The 23,625-nt window shown below is 69.0% G+C and carries 19 protein-coding genes and 2 tRNA genes; 17 read left to right on the top strand and 4 right to left on the bottom strand.

Annotated elements, in window-relative coordinates; genetic code table 11:
• Positions 1 to 175 precede the first annotated feature (175 nt).
• Entirely contained in the window at positions 176 to 1,321 is a 1,146-nt protein-coding gene (locus IE272_RS04320) for a PP2C family protein-serine/threonine phosphatase (RefSeq protein ID WP_056706929.1), read from the top strand.
• Positions 1,322 to 1,433: 112 nt separating this feature from the next.
• Here IE272_RS04320 and IE272_RS04315 read toward each other — a convergent pair whose 3' ends face one another.
• Complete coding sequence (locus IE272_RS04315) at positions 1,434 to 2,618, bottom strand: cation:proton antiporter (protein ID WP_050360754.1); 1,185 nt, start codon at positions 2,616 to 2,618, stop codon at positions 1,434 to 1,436.
• A gap of 271 nt (positions 2,619 to 2,889) precedes the next feature.
• Between IE272_RS04315 and IE272_RS04310 the strand changes: the two genes are divergently transcribed.
• The gene (locus IE272_RS04310) at positions 2,890 to 3,390 is read left to right on the top strand and encodes an HD domain-containing protein (protein WP_050360753.1); all 501 of its coding nucleotides are present in this window, start codon (positions 2,890 to 2,892) and stop codon (positions 3,388 to 3,390) included.
• A gap of 90 nt (positions 3,391 to 3,480) precedes the next feature.
• On the opposite strand, the gene IE272_RS04305 is transcribed toward IE272_RS04310, so the two are convergent.
• Complete coding sequence (locus tag IE272_RS04305; protein ID WP_190006271.1) at positions 3,481 to 4,647, bottom strand: acyltransferase family protein; 1,167 nt, start codon at positions 4,645 to 4,647, stop codon at positions 3,481 to 3,483.
• A 512-nt stretch (positions 4,648 to 5,159) separates the two neighbouring features.
• Between IE272_RS04305 and IE272_RS04300 the strand changes: the two genes are divergently transcribed.
• A complete protein-coding gene (locus IE272_RS04300) occupies positions 5,160 to 5,354 on the top strand; it encodes a hypothetical protein (RefSeq protein WP_047176601.1) in 195 nt (64 codons plus the stop codon).
• Between the two features lie 62 nt (positions 5,355 to 5,416).
• Here the strand turns inward: IE272_RS04300 and IE272_RS04295 are convergent.
• Positions 5,417 to 5,490: transfer RNA gene (locus IE272_RS04295), tRNA-Gly, on the bottom strand.
• Positions 5,491 to 5,657: 167 nt separating this feature from the next.
• Between IE272_RS04295 and IE272_RS04290 the strand changes: the two genes are divergently transcribed.
• The 5 genes from IE272_RS04290 to clpX all read left to right on the top strand — a co-directional run bounded on the left by IE272_RS04290 (position 5,658) and on the right by clpX (position 10,429).
• Positions 5,658 to 5,734 (top strand) — tRNA-Pro (locus tag IE272_RS04290).
• A 150-nt stretch (positions 5,735 to 5,884) separates the two neighbouring features.
• Positions 5,885 to 7,291, top strand: coding sequence for a trigger factor (gene tig / locus IE272_RS04285; RefSeq protein WP_050360751.1), 1,407 nt, complete (start codon positions 5,885 to 5,887; stop codon positions 7,289 to 7,291).
• 311 nt (positions 7,292 to 7,602) lie between these two features.
• Positions 7,603 to 8,208: an ATP-dependent Clp protease proteolytic subunit gene (locus IE272_RS04280; protein WP_169808568.1), complete on the top strand. Its 606-nt coding sequence runs from the start codon at positions 7,603 to 7,605 to the stop codon at positions 8,206 to 8,208.
• Positions 8,209 to 8,290: 82 nt separating this feature from the next.
• Complete coding sequence (locus IE272_RS04275; RefSeq protein ID WP_007448931.1) at positions 8,291 to 8,974, top strand: ATP-dependent Clp protease proteolytic subunit; 684 nt, start codon at positions 8,291 to 8,293, stop codon at positions 8,972 to 8,974.
• Positions 8,975 to 9,130: 156 nt separating this feature from the next.
• On the top strand, positions 9,131 to 10,429 hold the full coding sequence (gene clpX / locus IE272_RS04270; RefSeq protein WP_007448932.1) for an ATP-dependent Clp protease ATP-binding subunit ClpX: 1,299 nt from the start codon (positions 9,131 to 9,133) through the stop codon (positions 10,427 to 10,429).
• A gap of 85 nt (positions 10,430 to 10,514) precedes the next feature.
• Here clpX and IE272_RS04265 read toward each other — a convergent pair whose 3' ends face one another.
• Positions 10,515 to 11,519 (bottom strand): hypothetical protein, encoded by a 1,005-nt coding sequence (locus IE272_RS04265; protein WP_056706923.1) that lies wholly within the window; start codon positions 11,517 to 11,519, stop codon positions 10,515 to 10,517.
• 138 nt (positions 11,520 to 11,657) lie between these two features.
• On the opposite strand from IE272_RS04265, the gene IE272_RS04260 reads away from it, so the two are divergent.
• The 9 genes from IE272_RS04260 to rodA all read left to right on the top strand — a co-directional run bounded on the left by IE272_RS04260 (position 11,658) and on the right by rodA (position 23,600).
• A complete protein-coding gene (locus IE272_RS04260; RefSeq protein WP_050360749.1) occupies positions 11,658 to 14,279 on the top strand; it encodes a valine--tRNA ligase in 2,622 nt (873 codons plus the stop codon).
• A 124-nt stretch (positions 14,280 to 14,403) separates the two neighbouring features.
• A complete protein-coding gene (gene folC, locus IE272_RS04255) occupies positions 14,404 to 15,927 on the top strand; it encodes a bifunctional tetrahydrofolate synthase/dihydrofolate synthase (RefSeq protein ID WP_050360748.1) in 1,524 nt (507 codons plus the stop codon).
• An 8-nt stretch (positions 15,928 to 15,935) separates the two neighbouring features.
• Entirely contained in the window at positions 15,936 to 16,289 is a 354-nt protein-coding gene (locus tag IE272_RS04250) for a DUF4233 domain-containing protein (RefSeq protein ID WP_050360747.1), read from the top strand.
• A gap of 193 nt (positions 16,290 to 16,482) precedes the next feature.
• Positions 16,483 to 16,896 carry a nucleoside-diphosphate kinase gene (gene ndk, locus IE272_RS04245; protein ID WP_003969184.1) on the top strand — a complete coding sequence of 138 codons (414 nt, stop codon included), beginning with the start codon at positions 16,483 to 16,485 and terminating at the stop codon, positions 16,894 to 16,896.
• Between the two features lie 288 nt (positions 16,897 to 17,184).
• Complete coding sequence (locus IE272_RS04240; RefSeq protein ID WP_007448937.1) at positions 17,185 to 18,204, top strand: rod shape-determining protein; 1,020 nt, start codon at positions 17,185 to 17,187, stop codon at positions 18,202 to 18,204.
• Between the two features lie 192 nt (positions 18,205 to 18,396).
• Positions 18,397 to 19,446 (top strand): rod shape-determining protein MreC, encoded by a 1,050-nt coding sequence (gene mreC / locus IE272_RS04235; protein WP_050360746.1) that lies wholly within the window; start codon positions 18,397 to 18,399, stop codon positions 19,444 to 19,446.
• Positions 19,447 to 19,457: 11 nt separating this feature from the next.
• The gene (gene mreD, locus IE272_RS04230) at positions 19,458 to 20,123 is read left to right on the top strand and encodes a rod shape-determining protein MreD (protein ID WP_050360745.1); all 666 of its coding nucleotides are present in this window, start codon (positions 19,458 to 19,460) and stop codon (positions 20,121 to 20,123) included.
• A 61-nt stretch (positions 20,124 to 20,184) separates the two neighbouring features.
• Entirely contained in the window at positions 20,185 to 22,407 is a 2,223-nt protein-coding gene (gene mrdA, locus IE272_RS04225) for a penicillin-binding protein 2 (RefSeq protein ID WP_098892628.1), read from the top strand.
• The gene (gene rodA / locus IE272_RS04220; protein ID WP_050360743.1) at positions 22,407 to 23,600 is read left to right on the top strand and encodes a rod shape-determining protein RodA; all 1,194 of its coding nucleotides are present in this window, start codon (positions 22,407 to 22,409) and stop codon (positions 23,598 to 23,600) included. The genes mrdA and rodA overlap by 1 nt, the downstream gene beginning before the upstream one ends.
• Positions 23,601 to 23,625 lie beyond the last annotated feature (25 nt).

Here is a 23,625-nt window from a genome sequence, read left to right as displayed (position 1 = left end):
TCCGACAGCCGTCCGTGACCGGGCGTCGTGCGGTCTTTGCGCAGTCCCCGCCCCCGCGAATCCGTGTCATATGCCACGCGGAATCGGCTCCCGGCGCCCGCACGACCCCATTTCGAGCGCATTGTCACCGGGGTCCCCCTGCACCGGAGGCGTTCGGGTGGATAAAGTCCCGGCAATGGCCCGTAGCGGAGGAGTAGACGACTTCGGGGCCCGGTGGCGCAGAAACCTGCACCGGGCCCGCATCGGCCTGCGCAAATCCGGGGTCGACTACTTCCGCGGCGACGGCTCCGACTGGATCGCCCTGGCCGGTCTGCTGCTGACGATCCCGGCCATCACCTTCGCCACCGTCGTCAGCCCGGTCTGGATCGACCCGGCCGCCCTCGCCCTGCCCATCGTGGCGGGCGGCCTCCTGCTGCGCCCCGCCAGCCTGCTGGGCCTCTACGCGACGGCCGCCGGCGCGCTGATCGTCGAGGCGCTCACCCTCGGCCCGTATCTGGACGGCCCCGCCCGGGTCACCCCCGGCACCGTGCTCGTGGTCGCCGCCTGCGGATTCTTCGGGCTGATCCTGGCCCAGTTCCGGGCCCGGGTCGGTGTGCCCTGGCGGCGCGGCGGCACGATGCTCTTCGACCTGCGCGAACGCATCCGGGTCCAGAGCTCCCTGCCCCGGCTGCCCCAGGGCTGGCACCGCGAGATGGCCCTGCGCCCGGCCGGCGGCCAGTCGTTCTCCGGGGACTTCGTCGTCGCGGCCCGCACCCACGGGGGCCGCACCCTGGAGGCCGTCCTCACCGACGTCTCCGGCAAGGGCATGGACGCGGGCTCCCGGGCGCTGCTGCTGTCCGGCGCCTTCGGCGGGCTGCTCGGCTCGCTGCCCGCGCACGCCTTCCTGCCCGCCGCCAACGGCTATCTGCTGCGCCAGGACTGGGACGAGGGCTTCGCCACCTCGATCCATCTGGTGCTGGACCTGGAATCGGGCGACTACGAGATCTTCTCCGCAGGCCATCCGCCCGCCCTCCAACTGCACGCGGGCAGCGGCCAGTGGGAGGAGAAGTCCGGGGACGGCCCTCTGCTCGGCGTCTACGACGGGGCCGAGTTCGACGCGGTGAAGGGGTCGCTCGCGCCCGGCGACGTACTGATGCTGTTCACCGACGGTCTGGTGGAGGCCTCCGACCGGGACATGGCCGAGGGCATCGACCGGCTGACGGGCGAGGCCGACCGCTATGTCTCCACCGGCTTCGAGGGCGCGGCCTGGCATCTGATCGAGGCCTGCGCCAAGGACGTCAACGACGACCGGGCCCTGCTGCTGCTCTCCCGCCGGGCCTGAGCGGTCTTCGGCCCGGACACCTGACGGCGAACGCTCCGGACGGCGAACGGCGGAGAGGCGCCCGTCACCCGGAGACCGGGCAGCGGGGCGCCTCTCCGCCGTTCGGTGCTGCTCAGACCGACACCGGTACCTGTTCCTGGTCCTGGTCGCCGTCCTTCTTGCGGCCGCCCGGCAGGATGCGGGCCAGCCAGTGCGAGCGTCCGGCGGCCAGCGGCGCGAGGACGGCGAGCAGGAGGACGTAGCCGGCGATGAACGGCGAGAGCCGCTCGTCCAGTCCGGCGGCCGCCGCCATCGTGGCCAGGATGAGCGCGAACTCACCGCGGGCCACCAGCGTGGTGGCGATGTTGGACGTGGCCTGCGCGCCGAAGGAGTACACCTTCGCCGCCGCGAGTCCGGCCGCGATGTTCATGGCGAGCGTCAGCACCACGGCCGCCACCACCGGCCACAGCACGCTCGGCAGGTCACCCGGGTCGATGGAGAGGCCGAAGGCGAAGAAGAAGATGGCGCCGAAAGCGTCCCGCAGCGGGTGGACCAGCTTGAGGATGCGGTCGGCGGACGAGGTGGAGCCGAGCATCAGGCCGACCATGAACGCGCCGATCGCGTCGGCGACGCCGAACATCTCCGAGACACCGGCGACGAAGACGGCCACACCCAGGAACGAGATGACGAGCAGCTCGTCGTCCTTGGTGTTCATGAGCTTGCCGATGAGCTTCGTGCCGAACCGGGCCGCCAGCGCGAGCAGCAGCAGGAAGCCGAAGGCCTTGCCGCCGTCGATCAGCGCCGCCGAGAGGCTGTCCGCACCGGACAGGATCGGCTGGAGCGCGGCGAGGTACAGGGCGAGGAAGATGTCCTCGACGACGATGATGCCGAGGATCGGACGGGTCTCCGGATTACCGATGCGCCCGAGGTCCACCAGGATCTTGGTGACGATCGCCGACGAGGAGATACCGAGGACACCGGCGAGGACCAGCGCCTCCGAGGTGCCCCAGCCCAGCGCGAAGCCGAATATGAGACCGGCGCCGACGTTCAGGACGAGATACGTCCCGCCCGCGATGGCCATCTTCCGGCCGCCCGTCTTGAGGTCGTCCATGTGGAACTCGAGCCCCAGGTAGAAGAGCAGGAGGACGAGTCCCAGCGCGGAGAGCATCTCCAGGTCGTGCGGGTTCTTCAGGAGCGTGTAGCCGGGCGTGTGCGGGCCCAGGAGGATCCCGGCCAGGATGAACAGCGGGATCGTCGGCAGCCCGATGCGGCCACCGAGGCGGGCGAGGACGGCAGCGGCCAGGAAGGCGCCGCCCATGGCGAGGAGGGTGTCTGCGTGTCCGATGAGCCTGATCCTTCGGGGTCGGTCAAGAGCTGGTCAAGGGGGCATTAAGAATCCGTCAGTAATTAGTTTACCGAACGATTGACAGTGCAACTATGGCTCCGTCAGATTGTCAGCTTTTGTCTTCTTGTTCCGCTATGGGTGTTGGGGAGATGTCGCGCCAACAGCCCTACGGGCCAAGCGAGTTCGGCTTCGGCCCCGGTCAGGCCCCCGGCTGAGGTCCCGGATGCGGCCGTAGGGTCGGCCCATGACTGGACACGATCTGAGCGTCTCCGAGGTGGAAGCCATCGCCCGCGAGGCCCATGCGCGGCAGACCGACAAGGCGGGCCGCCCGTACGTGGAACACCTGGCGGCGGTGGCGGGAGGTGTACGGGTGCGCGGCGGCGACGACGGGCAGATCGCGGCGGCCTGGCTGCACGACGCGATCGAGGACGCCGCGCTCCCGGCGGAGTGGCTGGCGGCCGCCGCCCTGCCGCAGGAGGTGAAGGACATGGTTCTGGCGGTGACCAAGCGGCCGGGCGAGGAGCTGTCCTCGTACACCGCGCGGATCCTGGCCACGCCGGGCGCGCTGCTCGTGAAGGAGGCGGACCTCGCCCACAACGCGGATCCCGCCCGCCTCGCGGTCCTGGACGCGGCGACGCGTACCCGACTGACGGCGAAGTATGCGCAGGTGCGCGAGTTGTTGGGGCTGACCGGAGGCGAATCACCCCCGGACCGAAAGAATCCGGCCAACCCGGAGACGCACTGATCCACCCGCGGCCGGGCCGGCGGGTGGATCAGGGGAAAGCGTCGGGGAGGGGCGGCGGCCGGTCCGCGAACAGCGGGTCCGCCAGGGGGCTCAGCGCCCCGCCGAGTCCTTCCGGAAGGCCCACTTCATGTCCGGCTCGGTGGCCCACTTCAGGGCGCGCCCCACCAGCGGGGTGCACATGAGGGTCACGGCCACCGCCGCCGTGAGCGAGACGACGACCAGCCCGACCGGGTCGGAGAGCCAGGTGTAGCGGTCGAACAGGCCCGCGTACTCGGCCCCCTTGATCAGAAAGCCGTGCAGCAGGTAGCCGCAGATCGTTCCGGCTCCGAGCGCCGTGAACCACCGGGCCCTGCCGGGCACCCAGGCCAGGAAGCCGATCGTCAGCGCCAGGGCGCAGCCGAACATCGCGAGCGTCATCACCGCGCCCGACCACCACGGCGCGTCCATCTCCTGCGCGCTGTTGGCGCGGTAGAGCCAGCCGAGCTGCATGCGCGGGGCGATCCAGTACGCGAAGAGCAGCGCGCCGGCGAACAGCGGCAGGGACAGCAGCCGCACCTCGCGCCGCCTGACCAGCTGGAAGTGCTCGGGCTTCATCAGCAGACCGAGCACGAAGAACGGCAGGAACTGCAGCACCCGCTGGAGGTCGAGGTCGTCGCCGATGTCGGGGGAGACGGAGGCGAGTATGGCGATGGCGAGCGCCACCGGCAGCGGATGGCGCAGCGTGCGCCAGATCGGCGTGGTCACCCGCCAGACGAACAGGGCGATCAGGAACCAGGTCAGAAAGAACGGGTCGATCAGGCTGATCGCCATGTCGGGCGCATCGTCCGCGTACCGCTTGAAGAGCGAATAGGCCGTCTCGAACAGCACGTACGGCACCGCTACCGAGGTGATCAGCCGCTTCACCTTGGGCGGCGTCATGTCGAACGAGCGCGAGAAATAGCCGGAGATGAGGATGAAGGCCGGCATGTGGAACGTGTACACGATCATGTACAGCGCCCGGGTGGCGCGGCTGCCGTCCATCACGGGTTCCCAGGCGTGCGCCACCGCGACGAGAACGATGGCCAGATACTTCACATTGTCGAAGTAGGGATCGCGTTTCTTCGCCGCCGCGGGCGCCGGAGCGGCGGCGTCCCGAGCGCTGGGCCCGGCGGCGGGCCGGGGTGCGGTGGCCGTGAGCGTCTGCTCGTGTCTGGGCTCCGACTCCCGGGTCGCCGGGGGGAGCGGGGCCCTCTGAAATACGCTCGGAGCTTGGAACATCTAAGGCACCTTAGACCGGTCGATTGCCTCGCGTAAAACTGCGGGGAGATATCGCGTGTTCCCCGCTATTCGAATGTGAAACCGTCGAACACTGCCCGCTATGACACCCTTGATCCCGCTTAAATAGGGCATATCGGCAGGGCGTTGGGCGAAGTGAATTACGTCGCATCCATGCCGTCAATTGGCTGTGAATGAAGTGTGGGGATGCGGAAACGATCACTACGGCGGATATTCGGCCGCGGGGATTTCACAGCCGGTGCACAGGAAGTGCGGGGGCGGCGCGGCTGCCGCGTGCTTCCCGGGCCCGGCGCGGGCGCTGAGCGGGGCGGTCGCCGCCCGGCGCCCCTCGCCGCGATGGGCGCCGGCCCGTGAAGGATGGCGGGATCACGTCAGTGCGTTCCGTCACCCGGCAGCAACCACGGGGGAGTTGGTGGCACGATGGGGGCGACGGGGCGCGCGGTGGTGTGCGCTTCCGGGCCGGCAAGGCGGACCGACCGAGGGTGTGATCAGACGTGGCTATTTCACTGTCTATGGTGCTGCTGTTCGCGGTCATCCTGGTGGTAATGATCCGTGGTGGCTCCATCAAGACCGGTCCTGCGATCGTCGCCGCGCTCTTCGGCTTCTTCCTGGCATCGACCGGCATGGCTCCGTCGATCAACAGGTTCATGAACTCGATAGCCGACACCATCAACCAGATCAGCTTCTGAGAGCACCGCAACGCACGAGGGCCGGGCCGGAGGATCATCCTCCGGCCCGGCCCTCGACTGCGTGGAGCGGGCGACGGGAATCGAACCCGCGTAGCTAGTTTGGAAGACTAGGGCTCTACCATTGAGCTACGCCCGCAAGCGTCGCACCGCAGGTCTGTGGACCGCGGCACGAAGAGCATCGTAGCGGGTCGGCGGCGGTGCCCGCACACCTGTTGTGCCGGCCGCCGGACCGGACCCGGTGGAGCCGCTCCGCAAAGCGGCGGATCCACTGCTCCCGTGCATGTACCCTACGTGTCGCACCGACGGGGTGTGGCGCAGCTTGGTAGCGCGTCCGCTTTGGGAGCGGAAGGTCGTCGGTTCGAATCCGGCCACCCCGACCACCGGCAAGATCGCATTGTGGGAGTCATCCCCCTTGCCGTTACTATGCAAAATGCGTGCCCGTGTGTCTGATGTACCGGGCTCGGTCCGCGAAGCCGCCACTCGGCGGCCCAGCAGAACCCCAAGAAGTCAGCCACCAAGGAGACCGAACCGTGAAGAGCGCCGTGGAGACCCTGAACCCGACCCGGGTTCGGCTCAGCATTGAGGTGCCCTTCGAGGAGCTCAAGGACAGCCTCGACGCGGCGTACAAGAAGATCAACCAGCAGGTCACGGTGAAGGGCTTCCGCAAGGGCAAGATCCCCGCCCGGGTCATCGACCAGCGGTTCGGCCGCGGTGCTGTGCTGGAGGAGGCCGTCAACGACGCCCTCCCGAAGTTCTACACCGAGGCGGTCAACGAGGGTGAGCTGAACGTCCTCGGCCAGCCCGAGGTCGACATCACCGAGCTGAAGGACGGCGAGCTGCTGGCCTTCACCGCCGAGGTTGACGTACGCCCCGAGATCGAGATCCCGGACTACTCCGGCATCGAGGTCACCGTCGACGCCCTTGAGGTCACCGACGAAGAGGTCGAGAAGGCCGTGGAGCAGCTCCGTGAGCGCTTCGCCGCCACCAACCCGGTCGAGCGCGCCGCCGCCGACGGCGACGTCGTCACGATCGACCTGGAGGCCAAGGTCGACGGCGAGGTCCTGGAGGACGGCGTGGCCGACGGTGTCTCGTACACCATCGGTTCCGGCGAGCTCCTCGACGGCATCGACGAGGCCGTGACCGGCCTGGAGGCCGGTGGCGAGGCCACCTTCACCTCCGAGCTGAAGGGCGGCTCCGCCGAGGGCAAGGCCGCGGAGGTCACCGTCAAGGTCACCGCCGTCGCCGCCCGTGAGCTCCCCGAGCTGGACGACGACTTCGCCCAGATGGCCAGCGAGTTCGACACGCTGGAGGAGCTGAAGGCCGACAGCCGCAAGCGCCTGGAGACCACCAAGCAGTACGACCAGGCCACCCAGGCCCAGGAGCGCGTCCTGGAGGAGCTGCTGAAGCTCGCCGAGGTCCCGATCCCGGAGAAGCTGCTCGCGGACGAGGTCCAGACCCGCAAGCACAACCTGGAGCACCACCAGCTCGGTCAGATGGGTCTCGACCTCGAGAAGTACCTCGAGATCCAGGGCAAGACCCTGGAGGAGTTCGAGAACGAGACCTCCGAGCAGGCCATCAAGGGCATCAAGACCCAGTTCATCCTGGACGAGCTCGTCAACAAGGAGAAGCTGAACGTCAACCAGGAGGAGCTCACCGAGCACCTCATGCGGCGCGCCGCTTCCTCCGGCATGAGCCCCGACCAGTTCGCCCAGGCCGTCGTCGAGGGTGGCCAGGTGCCGATGCTCGTCGGCGAGGTCGCCCGCGGCAAGGCGCTCGCCGTCGTCGTCGAGGCCGCCAAGGTCGTCGACACCAACGGTGAGGTCGTCGACCTCGAGGACGACGAGGACACCGCAGAGACCACCGAGGCCGCCGCCGAGGCCACGGAGACGGCCGAGGCCGCCACCGAGGACAAGGCCGAGGAAAAGAACGAGGCCTGAGCCTCGCCCCGATCCCCAGGGCGGCCTTCGGGCCGACCGGCACGACGGGCCCCGGACGCTCCACGCGTCCGGGGCCCGTCTCCGTATCGCGGCGTGGGGCGTCGTATCGCTGTGCGAGCCCCGGAACCCTTGTGCCCACTGCGGAGCTTGCGCTCCCAGCGAACAGTTGCGGAAGCGGGATGGCGTTGTCCCACCTGCGCGTTAGGGTCCATGAAGAGGAAGGGTGGGGCAGTGACTTCACCCGCCCGGTACGAAGACGCTGAGACGGCCGGAGCCGTCAGAGACGAGCAGGTGGATACGTGACGAATCTGATGCCCTACGCCGCCGGAGAGCCGTCCCTCGGTGGAGGCCTCGGTGACCAGGTCTACAGCCGACTGCTCGGCGAGCGCATCATCTTCCTCGGTCAGCAGGTCGACGATGACATCGCCAACAAGATCACCGCACAGCTTCTCCTCCTTGCCGCAGAGCCCGACAAGGACATCTACCTCTACATCAACAGCCCCGGTGGTTCGGTGACGGCCGGTATGGCGGTCTACGACACCATGCAGTACATCCCGAACGACGTCGTCACCATCGGTATGGGCATGGCCGCCTCCATGGGCCAGTTCCTGCTCACCGGCGGTGCCGCGGGCAAGCGCTTCGCGCTCCCGAACACCGACATCCTCATGCACCAGGGTTCGGCCGGCATCGGCGGCACGGCCTCGGACATCAAGATCCAGGCCCAGTACCTGCTCCGCACCAAGACGCGGATGGCGGAGATCACCGCCCGCCACTCCGGCCAGACCGTCGAGACGATCATCCGCGACGGCGACCGCGACCGCTGGTACACGGCGGAGGAGGCCAAGGACTACGGCCTCATCGACGAGATCATCACGGTCGCGTCGGGCATCCCGGGCGGCGGCGGCACCGGTGCCTGATCCGGTTCCCACCGGACCGGCCGCACCACCTCCCGCACGCCTCTCGCACGCCGAGACCTCCAGCCCACAGAACGCCACCAGGATGGTGAACACCCACATGAACAACTTCTCCGGCGCCTCCGCGAGCGGCCTCTACACCGGCCCGCAGGTGGACAACCGCTACGTCGTCCCGCGCTTCGTGGAGCGCACCTCGCAGGGTGTGCGTGAGTACGACCCGTACGCGAAGCTCTTCGAGGAGCGCGTGATCTTCCTGGGCGTCCAGATCGACGACGCCTCGGCCAACGACGTCATGGCGCAGCTGCTGTGCCTGGAGTCGATGGACCCCGACCGCGACATCTCGATCTACATCAACAGCCCCGGCGGCTCGTTCACCGCGCTCACCGCGATCTACGACACGATGCAGTTCGTGAAGCCGGACATCCAGACGGTCTGCATGGGCCAGGCGGCCTCCGCCGCCGCCGTCCTGCTCGCCGCGGGCACCCCGGGCAAGCGCATGGCGCTCCCGCACGCCCGGGTGCTCATCCACCAGCCGTCCTCGCAGACGGGCCGTGAGCAGCTCTCCGACCTGGAGATCGCGGCCAACGAGATCCTCCGGATGCGCACGCAGCTGGAGCAGATGCTGGCCCGGCACTCGACGACCCCGCTGGAGAAGATCAGCGAGGACATCGAGCGTGACAAGATCCTCACGGCCGAGGACGCCCTGGCGTACGGTCTGGTCGACCAGATCGTTTCCACCCGCAAGACCACCGCGGGCGCATCGCTCTGACGTCGGTCTTTCCCCTTGGCACATTCCGTTTGCACGACCACGGCCGTGTGAACCGTGCCAAGGGGGGCCCGAACGGGGGCCCAGGCAAGGTACCGTCGGATAGAGGCACCAGGAGCCGCTGAACCAGGCGTCTCCCAGGCGAAGGGGAAGCACCTCGTGGCACGCATCGGTGATGGCGGCGACCTGCTCAAGTGCTCGTTCTGCGGAAAGAGCCAGAAGCAGGTGAAGAAGCTCATCGCGGGACCCGGTGTGTACATCTGCGACGAGTGCATCGATCTCTGCAACGAGATCATCGAGGAGGAGCTCGCGGAGACGAGCGAGGTGCGCTGGGAAGAGCTTCCCAAGCCTCGCGAGATCTACGAGTTCCTGGAGGGGTACGTCGTCGGGCAGGAGCCCGCGAAGAAGGCCCTCTCGGTCGCGGTGTACAACCACTACAAGCGGGTCCAGGCCGGGGAGAACGGCGGCGGCGCCAATCGCGAGGACGCGATCGAGCTCGCCAAGTCGAACATCCTCCTGCTGGGCCCCACGGGTTCCGGTAAGACGCTGCTCGCGCAGACGCTGGCCCGCATGCTCAACGTCCCGTTCGCGATCGCGGACGCGACGGCGCTGACGGAGGCCGGCTATGTCGGCGAGGACGTCGAGAACATCCTGCTCAAGCTGATCCAGGCGGCCGACTACGACGTCAAGAAGGCCGAGACCGGGATCATCTACATCGACGAGATCGACAAGGTCGCCCGCAAGAGCGAGAACCCGTCGATCACCCGCGATGTCTCCGGCGAGGGCGTGCAGCAGGCCCTGCTGAAGATCCTGGAGGGCACCACCGCCTCCGTACCGCCGCAGGGCGGACGCAAGCACCCGCACCAGGAGTTCATCCAGATCGACACGACGAACGTGCTGTTCATCGTGGGCGGCGCGTTCTCCGGCCTGGAGAAGATCATCGAGTCCCGGGCCGGCGCCAAGGGCATCGGCTTCGGCGCCACGATCCGCTCCAAGCTGGAGATCCAGGCGAGCGACCAGTTCCAGGAGGTCATGCCGGAGGACCTGGTGAAGTTCGGGATGATCCCCGAGTTCATCGGCCGTCTCCCCGTGCTGACCTCGGTCCACAACCTGGACCGCGAGGCCCTGCTCCAGATCCTCATCGAGCCGCGCAACGCCCTGGTCAAGCAGTACCAGCGCCTGTTCGAACTCGACGGTGTGGAGCTGGACTTCGAGCGCGAGGCGCTGGAGGCCATCGCCGACCAGGCGATCCTGCGCCAGACCGGCGCACGCGGTCTGCGCGCGATCATGGAGGAAGTCCTCCAGTCCGTGATGTACGAGGTCCCGTCCCGCAAGGACGTCGCCCGCGTCGTCATCACTCCGGACGTCGTCCGCAACAACGTCAACCCGACACTGGTCCCGCGCGAGCCGCGCACGATCGGCAAGAACGACGGCGGCCGGCACGAGAAGTCGGCTTAGCCGCGCAGAAGACTTGGCGACGCCGAAGGGGCGCCCACCGGATGAACCGGTGGGCGCCCCTTCGGCGTTCAGCGATCGGATCGGATCAGATCTTGGTGCGGGAGGTGTTGTAGAGCTTGGCGGCGAGGTCGGCCGCTTCTTCCTGCGGCACGGACTTGCCCGTCAGCGCCGAACCGACATCGACACCGGCGACGATGCCGACCGTGCTGTAGTCCGCCCAGATGCAGACCGGCATGGTGAACTCCTTCGGCCCCTTCGCGGCGGTGCCATCGGCCTTGTCGTTGACCACCTTGAGGTCCTGGCACTTCATCAGCGCGCCGTCGAAGCCGTCCGGCTTGAACTCCTTGGGGCTGCCCACCAGGGAGACATTGTCGTTGTCGGAGTCCTTCGACATGTTCTTCTCGGCCTTGTCGAAGGCGTCGTCGAGCGTCTTCGCCGGGTCGGAGACCTCGCCCCAGAGGCCCTCGAACATGAGCATCTTCTGAGCGAGGGGATTGTCCTTCGTGCCGCTCTGGTACTGAGCGGCGGCCTTGTTGGCGTTGGTGATGCCCATGGCCTCGGCCTCGGCCTTGTCGTCGCCGGTCACCGGGCCGGCCGGCGAGGGCTTGGACGCGTCCTTCTTGTAGTCCTCCACCGACGCCGGAGGCGTCAGCTTGTACCCCTTCGTGGAGTCCGCGACGTCACCGCTGCCGCCGCCGGAGGTCAGGAAGTACACCCCGCCCGCGATGACCGCCAGGGCCACCACGGCCACGCCGACGATCAGGCCGGTCTTCTTCTTCGGCTGCTGCGGCTGGCCGTCGTACCCCGGCTGGCCGCCGTACGGAGGCGCGGGCGGCTGCTGGCCGTAGGGGCCGGGCTGCTGGGCCTGCGGGTAGCCGTAACCCTGCTGCGGCTGCTGCGGCTGGCCGTACGGGTTCGGCTGCTGCGGGGGGACGCCCTGAGGGGCCTGCTGCGGGTAGCCGTAGCCGGGCTGGCCCTGCGGGGGGCCCTGGGGCGGCGGGGCTCCGTACGGGCCCGGCTGCTGTCCGTACGGTCCGGGCTGGCCCTGCGGCGGCTGCCCGCCGTACGGGCCCGGCTGGTTGTAGCTCATTGCGGTGTCCCCTCCAGAATTCCTTATACGTTGCGAACATCCTGACGGAAGCCGCCCTGACATGGGGGATCGGGCCGGACACCGTTACTGAACTAACCCGTTTCAGTGCAGACCTGTGACGGCCCTAAACTGTCTCCCGTGACCGAGAACACTCAGCAGCCAAGCGCCAGCAACCCCGAACTGCCGACCCAGTACGCGCCGGCCGATGTAGAGGGGAAGTTGTACGAGCGCTGGGTGGAGCGCGGGTACTTCGAAGCCGACGAGCACAGCGACAAGCCGCCGTACAGCATCGTCATCCCGCCGCCGAACGTCACCGGCTCCCTCCACCTGGGCCACGCCTTCGAGCACACCCTGATCGACGCGCTCGTCCGCCGGAAGCGGATGCAGGGCTTCGAGGCGCTGTACCAGCCGGGCATGGACCACGCGGGCATCGCCACCCAGAACGTCGTCGAGCGCGAGCTCGGCAAGGAGGGCAAGTCCCGCCACGACCTGGGCCGCGAGGCCTTCGTCGAGCGCGTCTGGCAGTGGAAGAACGAGTCCGGCGGCCAGATCTCCGGCCAGATGCGCCGCCTCGGCGAGGGCGTCGCCTGGTCCCGTGAGCGCTTCACCATGGACGAGGGCCTGTCCAAGGCCGTCCAGACCGTCTTCAAGCAGATGTACGACGACGGGCTGATCTACCGCGCCGAGCGCATCATCAACTGGTGCCCGCGCTGCCTCACCGCGATCTCCGACATCGAGGTCGAGTACCAGGAGGACGACGGCGAGCTCGTCTCCATGACGTACGGGGACGGGGACGAGACCATCGTCGTCGCCACCACCCGCGCCGAGACGATGCTCGGTGACACCGCCGTCGCCGTCCACCCCGACGACGAGCGCTACAAGCACCTGGTCGGCAAGCAGATCAGCCTGCCGCTGACCGACCGCACCATCCCCGTCGTCGCCGACCACCACGTCGACCCGGAGTTCGGCACGGGCGCGGTCAAGGTGACGCCCGCGCACGACCCGAACGACTTCGAGATCGGCAAGCGCCACGACCTGCCGTTCCTCACGGTCCTGGACGAGCGCGCCGTCATCACCGTCCCCGGCCCCTTCCAGGGCCTGGACCGGCTGGAGGCCCGCTCCGCCATCGTCGCTGCCCTGCGCGCCGAGGGCCGGATCGTCGCCGAGAAGCGGCCCTACGTCCACTCCGTCGGGCACTGCTCGCGCTGCAAGACCACCATCGAGCCGCGCCTCTCCCTCCAGTGGTGGGTCAAGGTCGCCCCGCTCGCCAAGGCCGCCGGCGACGCGGTCCGCGACGGCAGCGTCAAGATCCACCCGCAGGAGATGGAGAAGCGGTACTTCGACTGGGTCGACAACCTCCACGACTGGACGATCTCGCGCCAGCTCTGGTGGGGCCACCGCATCCCCGTCTGGTACGGCCCGAACGGCGAGGTCGTCTGCGTCGGACCCGACGACGAGGCGCCCACCGGCGAGGGCTGGACCCAGGACAGCGATGTCCTGGACACCTGGTTCTCCTCCGGCCTCTGGCCGTTCTCCACCCTCGGCTGGCCCGAACGGACCGACAGCCTCGCGAAGTTCTATCCGAACTCCGTCCTGGTCACCGGCTACGACATCCTCTTCTTCTGGGTCGCCCGGATGATGATGTTCGGCCTGTACGTCAACGACGGCGTCCCGCCGTTCTCCACCATCGTCCTGCACGGCATGGTCCGCGACGAGCACGGCAAGAAGATGTCGAAGTCCTTCGGCAACGTCGTCAACCCGCTGGACTGGATGGACAAGTACGGCTCCGACGCCCTGCGCTTCACCCTCGCGCGCGGCGCCAACCCCGGCACCGACGTCCCGATCGGCGAGGAGTGGGTCCAGGGTTCGGCGAAGTTCTCCAACAAGATCTGGAACGCCACCCGCTTCGCCCTGATGAACGGCGCCACGATCGAGGGCGAGCTGCCCCCGGTCGAGGAGATGTCCGTCACCGACCGCTGGATCCTGTCCCGTCTGAACAAGACGGTCGCGGAGGTCGACGCGTTCTACGACGACTTCCAGTTCGCCAAGATCAGTGAGTCGCTGCGCCACTTCGCGTGGGACGAGGTCTTCGACTGGTACGTCGAGCTGTCCAAGACCACGTTCTTCGCGGGCGGCCGCCCGGCCGAGGTCTCGGGCCGGGTCCTCGGCGAGGTCCTGGACGTGATGCTGCGGCTGCTGCACCCGATCGTCCCGTTCGTCACGGAGGCGCTGTGGACCGCGCTCACCGGGCGCGAGTCGATCGTCATCGCCGAGTGGCCGGGCGACTCCGGCTTCCGCGACGACGCGGCCGAGAAGGAGATCGAGCTGGTCCAGCAGGTCGTCACCGAGGTCCGCCGCTTCCGCAACGACCAGGGCCTCCAGCCCGGCCAGAAGGTCCCGGCCGAGCTGACCCTGACCGGCACGGAGCTCGCCCCGCACGAGGCGGCCATCCGTCAGCTCCTGCGGCTCCAGCCCGCCGGGGACGGCTTCCAGGCCACCGCGTCGCTCCCGGTCGCCGGGGCCACCGTGGCCCTGGACCTGTCCGGCACGATCGACGTCCCCGCCGAGCGCAAGCGCCTCACGAAGGACCTGGAGGCCGCGCAGAAGGAGAAGGCCCAGGCCACCGGGAAGCTCGGCAACGAAGCCTTCCTGGCCAAGGCCCCGGACAACGTGGTCGACAAGATCCGCGGCCGGCTCTCCAAGGCCGAGGCCGACATCGAGCGGATCGGCGCCCAGCTGGCGGCCCTCCCGCAGAGCTGATGTTCTGAAGCCGAAGCCCCCGCACCCCCGACCGACCGGGGGAGCGGGGGCTTCGCCGTGCCGTCGGGCGACAGTCTGCCGGGCGCTGCGCGCGATGTCGGCGCCCATCCGTAGACTGGGCCCCGTGAGTGAGCCCCGCCCTTCAGACCGGCACGACGCGCCCGATCCCGACGACACCTTCGAGGAGATCGTCGACGAGGCGACCCAGCGCGACCCCGACCTGGCGGTGATCGAGGCCGGGAGCCGCACACTGCGCGCCCACTCGGGTCAGCCCCAGGGCGAAGCGGTCCCCGCCCGCCCGGCCGACCCCGAGACCGACAAGGCGCTGCGCGCGGTGGAGCAGGAGCTCGCCGGACGCTGGGGCGAGACCAAGCTGGAGCCGTCCGTCACGCGCATCGCCGCGCTGATGGACGTCCTGGGCGAGCCGCAGCGCGCCTACCCCTCCATCCACATCACCGGCACCAACGGCAAGACCAGCACGGCCCGCATGATCGAGGCCCTGCTCAACGCCTTCGAGCTGCGCACCGGCCGCTACACCTCCCCGCACGTCCAGTCGATCACTGAGCGGATCAGCCTGGACGGCTCCCCGATCGAGCCCGAGCGCTTCATCGAGACGTACGAGGACATCAAGCCGTACGTCGAGATGGTCGACGCCCAGCAGCCCTACCGGCTCTCCTTCTTCGAGGTCCTCACCGGCATGGCGTACGCGGCCTTCGCCGACGCGCCCGTCGACGTGGCGGTCGTCGAGGTCGGCATGGGCGGCACCTGGGACGCGACGAACGTCATCGACTCCACGGTCGCCGTCGTCACCCCCATCTCGCTCGACCACACCGACCGGCTCGGCACCACGCCCGCCGAGATCGCCGGCGAGAAGTCGGGCGTCATCAAGCAGGGCGCCACGGTCATCCTGGCGCAGCAGCCGGTGGACGCCGCACAGGTGATGCTCAAGAAGGCCGTCGAGGTCGACGCCACCGTGGCCCGCGAGGGCATGGAGTTCGGCGTCACCTCCCGCGAGATCGCGGTCGGCGGACAGCTGCTGACGCTGCGCGGGCTGGGCGGTGAGTACACCGACATCTTCCTTCCGCTGTACGGGGCCCACCAGGCGCACAACGCCGCGGTGGCGCTCTCCGCCGTCGAGGCGTTCTTCGGCATCGGAGCCGAGCAGGCCCGCTCCCTCGACATCGACGCGATCCGCAAGGCGTTCGCCTCGGTGCTCTCGCCCGGCCGTCTGGAGGTCGTGCGCTCCAGCCCGACCGTCGTGCTGGACGCCGCGCACAACCCGGCGGGAGCCAAGGCGGCTGCGGACGGCATCTCCGAGGCGTTCAGCTTCTCCCGGCTGATCGGCGTGGTCGGCACGAGCGGGGACAAGGACGTCCGCGGGCTGCTGGAGGCCTTCGAGCCGATCTTCGCCGAGATCGTCGTCACGCAGAACTCCACCGCCCGCGCGATGGACGTGGACGAACTGGCCGCGATCGCCGTCGAGGTCTTCGGCGACGACCGGGTCCAGGTCGAGCCGCGGCTCGACGACGCGCTGGAGGCGGCGATCACGCTGGCCGAGGAGGAAGACGAGTACGCGGGCGCCGGGGTGCTGGTGACCGGATCCGTGATCACGGTCGGCGAAGCCCGGCTGCTGCTGGGAAGGGGCTGAGGAGAAGGATGCGGACGCTCTGCGCCTCGACGCTGATCGGTGAGTTCTTCGTGATCGGCTTCGCCGGTCTCGTCGCGATGAAGCTGGACGACGCCTCCATGGCCGTGGTCTGGACGGTGTGCGGCATCGGCATGGCCCTCTCCGTGCTGCTGTGCGGAATGATCACCCGGCCCGGCGGCGTCCAGCTGGGCTGGGCGCTCCAGGTCGCACTGGTCCTGAGCGGGTTCGTGGTCCCGATGATGTTCGTCCTGGGCCTGGCCTTCGGCGGTCTGTGGTGGGCCTCGATCCACTACGGCCGCAAGATCGACGAGGCCAAGGCCGGCTGGGCCGCCCGACAGGAAGCCGAAGAGGCCACGGCCTGAGGCCCTGAGCCGGGTCTCTCGTCCGGATGTCCGGATCGTCGGGCCCGCCCGACACGCTCGGCCCGCCCCTCCGGGCCCCGGAAATCCGGGGCCCGAAGGTGACCCTGGGTGAACCCGGGCGCAGACCCGTCCCCGAACCCCTGTAATCTCGCCCTCACCGCACCCGTATGCCTGGCCTTGCAAGGAGCCGTACATGACTCAGCGCACTCTCGTCCTGCTCAAGCCCGACGCGGTCCGCCGTGGCCTGATCGGCGAGATCGTCGGCCGCATCGAGCGCAAGGCGGACTGGCGGATCACCGCGCTGGAGCTGCGCACGCTGGACCACGGGACGCTGGAGCAGCACTACGGCGAGCACAAGGGCCGCCCGTTCTACGAGCCGCTCATGGAGTTCATGCAGTCCGGCCCCGTCGTCGCCCTGGTGGCCGAAGGTGAGCGGGTCATCGAGGGTGTCCGCACCCTGGCCGGCCCCACCGACCCGATCGCCGCCGCGCCCGGGTCCATCCGTGGTGACTTCGGCACGATCACCCGCGAGAACCTCATCCACGCCTCGGACTCGGAGGAGTCCGCAGAGCGAGAACTGAAGCTTTTCTTTCCGGGACTTTCCTGACCCGATCGGCCAAACAGCGCTGTACGCCTGGGGCGACCGAAGTAATTCGGTCGCCCCTCGGCATAGGGTTTGGGATCGCGGGAACGCATCCTTCCGACGTAACGTCACCATGGGTAGAACGGGCACCCGTTCCGCTCACAATGGCGAAGGACCCTCGCGCTGTGTCCGTGCATACGGCACTACGATGGAAGCTTCCACGCCCGCAGCGCCAACCTCGCCTACCAGAACAAGCCATCTTCGCTACCTGGGAAGGCCCGACGCATCCTCATGGGGAACAAGGGGAACTCAATGTCGTTCATCGGCCGTGACATGGCTATCGACCTCGGGACTGCCAACACGCTGGTGTACGTCAGGGGGCGCGGCATCGTCCTGAACGAGCCGTCCGTCGTGGCCATCAACACCAACACCGGCGGAATTCTGGCGGTCGGCTCCGAGGCCAAGAAGATGATCGGGCGCACGCCGGGCAACATCGTTGCCGTGCGGCCCCTGAAGGACGGCGTGATCGCCGACTTCGAGATCACCGAGCGGATGCTCCGCTACTTCATCCTCAAGATCCACAAGCGTCGCTACCTGGCCCGCCCCCGCGTCGTCGTCTGTGTGCCCTCCGGTATCACCGGGGTCGAGCGCCGCGCCGTCATCGAGGCGTCCACGCAGGCCGGCGCGCGCCAGGTGCACATCATCGAGGAGCCCATGGCCGCGGCCATCGGCTCCGGCCTGCCGGTCCACGAGGCCACCGGGAACATGGTCGTCGACATCGGTGGCGGCACCACCGAGGTCGCCGTGATCTCGCTCGGCGGAATCGTCACCGCCCAGTCGATCCGCACGGCCGGTGACGAGCTGGACAACGCGATCATCCAGCACATCAAGAAGGAGTACTCGCTCCTCCTCGGTGAGCGGACCGCCGAACAGATCAAGATCACCATCGGTTCGGCGTTCGACCTGGAGAAGGACGAGCACACCGAGATCCGCGGGCGCGACCTGGTCTCCGGACTGCCCAAGACGGTCGTCATCTCGGCCGCCGAGGTCCGCAAGGCCATCGAGGAGCCGGTCAACGCGATCGTCGACGCCGTGAAGACGACGCTCGACAAGTGCCCGCCCGAGCTGTCCGGCGACGTCATGGACCGCGGCATCGTCCTCACCGGCGGCGGCGCGCTGCTGCGCGGTCTGGACGAGCGGCTGCGCCACGAGACGGGCATGCCGATCCACATCGCCGAGGACCCGCTGGACTCGGTGGCGCTCGGCTCCGGCAAGTGCGTCGAGGAGTTCGAAGCGCTCCAGCAGGTGCTGGACGCCCAGCCCCGCCGCTAGAGCACTTCGGGAGGTGCCCCTCCGGGGACACCACCCGATCCGGCGAGCGGACGCTGACGCTCCGCCCGCCGGATCGTTGATATAGATCGTTGCTGTACGTGTACCGACGCGGAGACACCTCGACGCGGACACACGTACAGCGACGTACACACAGGCACGAACATTCCGACGAGGAAGGCACGGCCGCCGCACGTGAGGGACACACGAGAGAGCCGGCTGCTCCTGGTGCTGCTGATCGCCATCGCATTCGCCCTGATCACGGTGGATATCCGAGGCGGCGAGGAGTCACCGGTCGACGGCGCGCGGCAGGCCGCGGCCACCGTCTTCGGGCCGGTCGAGAACGGCGTGGCGGCAGCGGTCGACCCGGTGGGCAACGCCATAGGCGCGGTACGGGACTCCGGCAACCGGCACGACAAGATCTCCGCCCTGGAGCAGGAGAACGCCGCGCTGAAGGCCAAGCTCGGCAGCGACGACCGCACCAACAGCCGGGTCCGCCAGCTCGACGCCATGCTGAAGAACGCGGGCGCCGGACAGTACGGCATCAAGGGCGCCGAGGTCATCGCCATAGGAGCGGCCCAGGGCTTCTCCTGGACGGTCACCATCGACGCCGGGGCGAACGACGGCATCCGCCGCGACATGACCGTCCTCAACGGGGAGGGACTGGTCGGCCGGGTCACCACCGTCGGTCCCAACACCGCGACGGTCCTGCTCGCCAACGACCCCGACTTCACCGTCGGCACCCGGATGGAGAAGACCGACGAGCTCGGCTTCGCCACCGGCCAGGGCTCGCGCCCGCTGTCGGTGCAGTTCCTCAACGGCAAGGCCAAGGTGAAGGCCGGCGACCGGCTCGTCACCTTCGGCTCCAGCAAGGACAAGCCCTTCGTGCCCGGTGTGCCGGTCGGCGAGGTCGTCCGCGTCGACCCCTCCGGCGGCGCGCTGACCCGGACCGTCTACGTGAAGCCGTACGTCGGGTTCACCAAGCTCGACATCGTCGGCGTCGTCGTCCAGGCTCCCCGCGAGGACCCGCGCGACACGGTCCTGCCCAAGCGGCCCGTCAAGACGAAGCCGAAGCCGACCCCCACGGTCACCGTCACCGTTCAGCCCAACGGCGACCTGGTGGACGGATCCGGCAAGGTCGTCGGCAACATCAACGAGACGCCGGGCGGCGACGCCGCCGGTGACGCGGCAGGCGACCAGCAGGGCAACGCCCAACCCGACAACGCGGCCAACGACCAGGAGTAGAGCTGATCCCCATGCGCATCAACCGGACTCTGCTCTCCATCGTCCTGGTCGTCGTCGCCCTCGTCGTCCAGGTATCCGTCCTCGCCCGCCTCCAGCTCCCCGGGGCCGTCCCCGATCTGCTGCTCCTCACCGTCCTCGGGCTCGCCTTCGTGTACGGGCCGGTCAGCGGCTCCCTCATCGGCTTCGGCGCGGGCCTCCTCGCGGACCTCGCCCCGCCCGCCGACCACGCCGCCGGGCGCTACGCCCTGGTGCTCTGCGTCATCGGCTACCTCGCGGGCCTGGCCCGGCCGGAGAACGGGCAGCTGAAGTCGGCCTTCGCCCCGATGGCCGTGGTCGTCGCCGCCGCGATCGGCTCGACCCTGCTGTACGCGGGCGTCGGCGCGCTCGTCGGCGACACCGCTGCCCGCCATGTGGGCCTGGGCAGCCTGCTGTTCACGGCCGCGATCTACGACCTGCTGCTGGCGCCCTTCACGGTGCCGCTCATCATGGCGCTGGCCAGACGCACCGAGAACGATCCGCTGGCCGAGTCCTCGTCCGGCGGCAACGACGTCGCCGCCGGCTGGCTGGCCTCGGGCACCGGTCTGCGGATCGGCAACCAGCGCGGCGGCCTGCGCGTCAAGGCCGCCCGCAACCGCGCCGCCCGCGCGGGCAGGATCAAGGGGGTCAAGCGGCTGTGAGGCTGTATTTCCCGGGGGGCGACCCCCGTACCCCCAGCCGGACCATCGCCGGGGGGACCCCGTGAGCAACATTCCCGAGACCGGGCGGACCCAGCGGGTCCAGATCCGGCTCATCGTCATCCAGGTCCTCGTCTTCTCGCTGCTGCTCACCCTCGGCGGGCGGCTGTGGTACCTCCAGATCCGCAACGGCGACGAGTACACCGCCGAAGCCGCGGGCAACGGTGTGCAGCAGGTCGTCCAGCCCGCCGTGCGCGGCTCGATCCTCGACGCCCGCGGCGTGCCGCTCGCCGACAACGAGACCCGCCTCGTCGTCTCCGCGAGCCGCACCGAGCTGCTGAAGATGAAGGACGACGGCGTCGGCGTCCTCACCCGTCTCGCCGACGTCCTGGACATGAAGGCGAAGGACGTCCAGGACAAGGTCCGCCTCTGCGACTCCAAGACCCCCCAGCCCTGCTGGAACGGATCGCCCTACCAGCCGATCCCGGTCACCGACGAGGCCACCACCCAGCAGGCCCTCCAGATTCGCGAGCGCGCCGAGGACTTCCCCGGCATCACCGCCGAACCCACCGCCGTACGCCGCTACGCGGCACCCGCCAAGGCGAGGACCGCACAGGTCCTCGGCTACCTCTCGCCCGTCACCGACGACGAGATCCAGAAGGCGCAGGACGGCCCGTCGCCCTACCTCCGCTCCGACCAGGTCGGCCGGTCGGGGATCGAGCGCACCTACGACAAGGAACTGCGCGGCAAGGCGGGCGTCACCCGCTACGAGGTCGACAACCTCGGCCGCGTCATGGGCGAGGCGGAGAGCGACCCGGCGGTGGCCGGCTCCACGCTCGTCACCAGCCTCGACGCCCGCGTCCAGGCGGTCGCCGAGCACGAGCTCGCCGCCGCGATGAAGCTGGTCCGCGGCGAGACCGACAAGATCACCGGCCGTAAGTACGAGGCCGACTCCGGCGCCGTCGTCGTGATGGAGTCGAAGACGGGCCGCATCGTGTCGATGGCCTCCCAGCCCGACTACGACCCCAACGACTGGGTCGGCGGCATCTCCGGCAAGCAGTACGCCAAGCTCACGAGCAAGAAGTCCAACTACCCGCTGCTCAACCGGGGCATCCAGGGCCAGGCCCCGGCCGGCTCGATCTTCAAGGTGGTGTCGGCGAGCGCCGCCGTGCGCGCCGGTCACGACTTCAACGACCTCTACCAGTGCAGCAGCTCGTACAGCCTCGGCAACCAGACGTTCGCCAACTTCGAGTCCCAGGGGCACGGCCCCATCACCCTCGGCGACGCGCTCAAGTACTCCTGCAACACCGTCTTCTACCGTCTCGGCCACGAGGAGTGGGCGAAGGACGGCGGCATAAAGCCGAAGAAGGACGCCAAGGACTGGTTCTACCGCACCGCCCGTGACTTCGGGCTCGGCGCCGAGACCGGCATCGACCTGCCCAACGAGGTCAAGGGCCGCATCCCGGACCGCCAGTGGAAGCAGGACTTCTGGGAGGCCAACAAGGACGCCTGGTGCAAGGAGGGCAAGAAGGGCGGCACCTACGTCCAGCAGATCGCCTACGAGAGCTGCCTCGAAGGCAATCAGCTCAAGGCCTACGACAGCATCAACTACTCGATCGGCCAGGGTGACGTGCTCGTCACGCCCATCCAGATGGCCACCGCCTACGCCGCCATCAGCAACGGCGGCACCCTCCACGAGCCCACCGTCGGCAAGGCCGTGATCAGCCCCGACGGCAAGACCGTCCAGGAGATCAAGCCCAAGGTCGGCGGCAAGCTCCCGGTCAGCGCCCAGACCATCAAGGACCTCGACAAGGGGCTGCGCTCGGTGGTCGAGCCCGGCGGCACCGCCGCCTGGCGGTTCGGCGGCTGGCCGCAGGACAAGATCCCGATGCGCGCCAAGACCGGTACGGCCCAGGTGTACGGCAAGCAGACCACCGGCTGGTTCGCGACCTACACCGACGACTACACGATCGTCATGACGATCTCCCAGGGCGGCACCGGCTCCGGCTCCGCCGGACCCGCAGTCCGCAAGATCTACGACGCGCTCTACGGCCTCGACGCCGAGGGCAACCAGGACAAGAAGAGGGCCTTGCTGCCGAAGCCCCAGAAGGCGCTGCCGAAGATCCAGCCCGACGGCTCGATCTACGCGCCGAAGGTCAAGCCCTACGACCCCACTCCGGTCGAGCCCGAGGAGCAGCCGGGGGGACAGGAGCCCCAGTTGCCCCTGCCGCCCGGAGGCCAGCCCGGACTCACCGGATCACCGGCGTCGACGGGGAGGCAACCCTGATGGCAGGTGGATTCTCCGTCTCCCGGTACGGCCCCGACCAGGGCTCCTGGGCCAAGCTGACCGCCCGGGACTCCCTCCTGCGGCGGCTGGACTGGCCGCTGCTCGGAGCCGCGCTCGCGCTCTCGTTCCTCGGCGCGCTGCTCGTGTGGTCCGCGACCCGCAACCGCGACCACCTCACCCAGGGCGATCCGTACTTCTTCCTCCTGCGGCACGCCCTCAACACCGGCATCGGCCTCGCCCTGATGATCGGCACGATCTGGCTCGGCCACCGCACGCTGCGCGGGGCCGTCCCGGTCCTCTACGGCATCTCGGTGCTGCTGGTCCTGGCGGTCCTCACCCCGCTCGGCACCACGGTCAACGGCGCCCACGCGTGGATCAAGCTCCCCGCCGGCTTCTCGATCCAGCCCTCCGAGTTCACGAAGATCACCATCATCCTCGTGATGGCGATGCTGCTGGCGGCCCGCGTGGACGCGGGCGACCAGGCCCACCCCGACCACCGGACCGTCGCCAAGGCGCTGGGCCTCGCGGCCATCCCCATGGCCATCGTCATGCTCATGCCGGACCTCGGCTCGGTGATGGTCATGGCCGTCATCGTCCTCGGCATCCTGCTGGCCTCCGGCGCCTCCAACCGCTGGGTCTTCGGCCTCATCGGCGCGGGCGCGGGCGGAGCCGTCGCCGTCTGGCAGCTCGGCCTGCTCGACGACTACCAGATCGCCCGCTTCGCCGCCTTCGCCAACCCCGCGCTCGACCCGGCGGGCGTCGGCTACAACACCAACCAGGCCCGTATCGCGATCGGCTCCGGCGGGCTCACCGGCACCGGGCTCTTCGAAGGCACCCAGACCACCGGTCAGTTCGTGCCCGAGCAGCAGACCGACTTCGTCTTCACCGTCGCCGGCGAGGAGCTGGGCTTCCTCGGCGCGGGACTGATCCTCCTGCTCCTGGGCGTCATCCTGTGGCGCGCCTGCCGGATCGCCCGCGAGACCACCGAGCTGTACGGCACGGTCGTCGCCGCCGGGATCATCGCCTGGTTCGCCTTCCAGTCCTTCGAGAACATCGGCATGACGCTCGGCATCATGCCGGTCGCCGGGCTGCCGCTGCCCTTCGTCTCCTACGGCGGATCCTCGATGTTCGCCGTCTGGGTGGCGATCGGGCTGTTGCAGTCCATCAGGGTGCAACGGCCGTTGTCCGCCTGAACCCGGCCCACGCGGGTAGGTGTCC

The organism is Streptomyces anulatus, from assembly GCF_014650675.1.
Taxonomy (GTDB): domain Bacteria; phylum Actinomycetota; class Actinomycetes; order Streptomycetales; family Streptomycetaceae; genus Streptomyces; species Streptomyces anulatus.
Note: the sequence above shows the minus strand (reverse complement) of the source record. Positions and strands in the feature narration are given on the sequence as shown.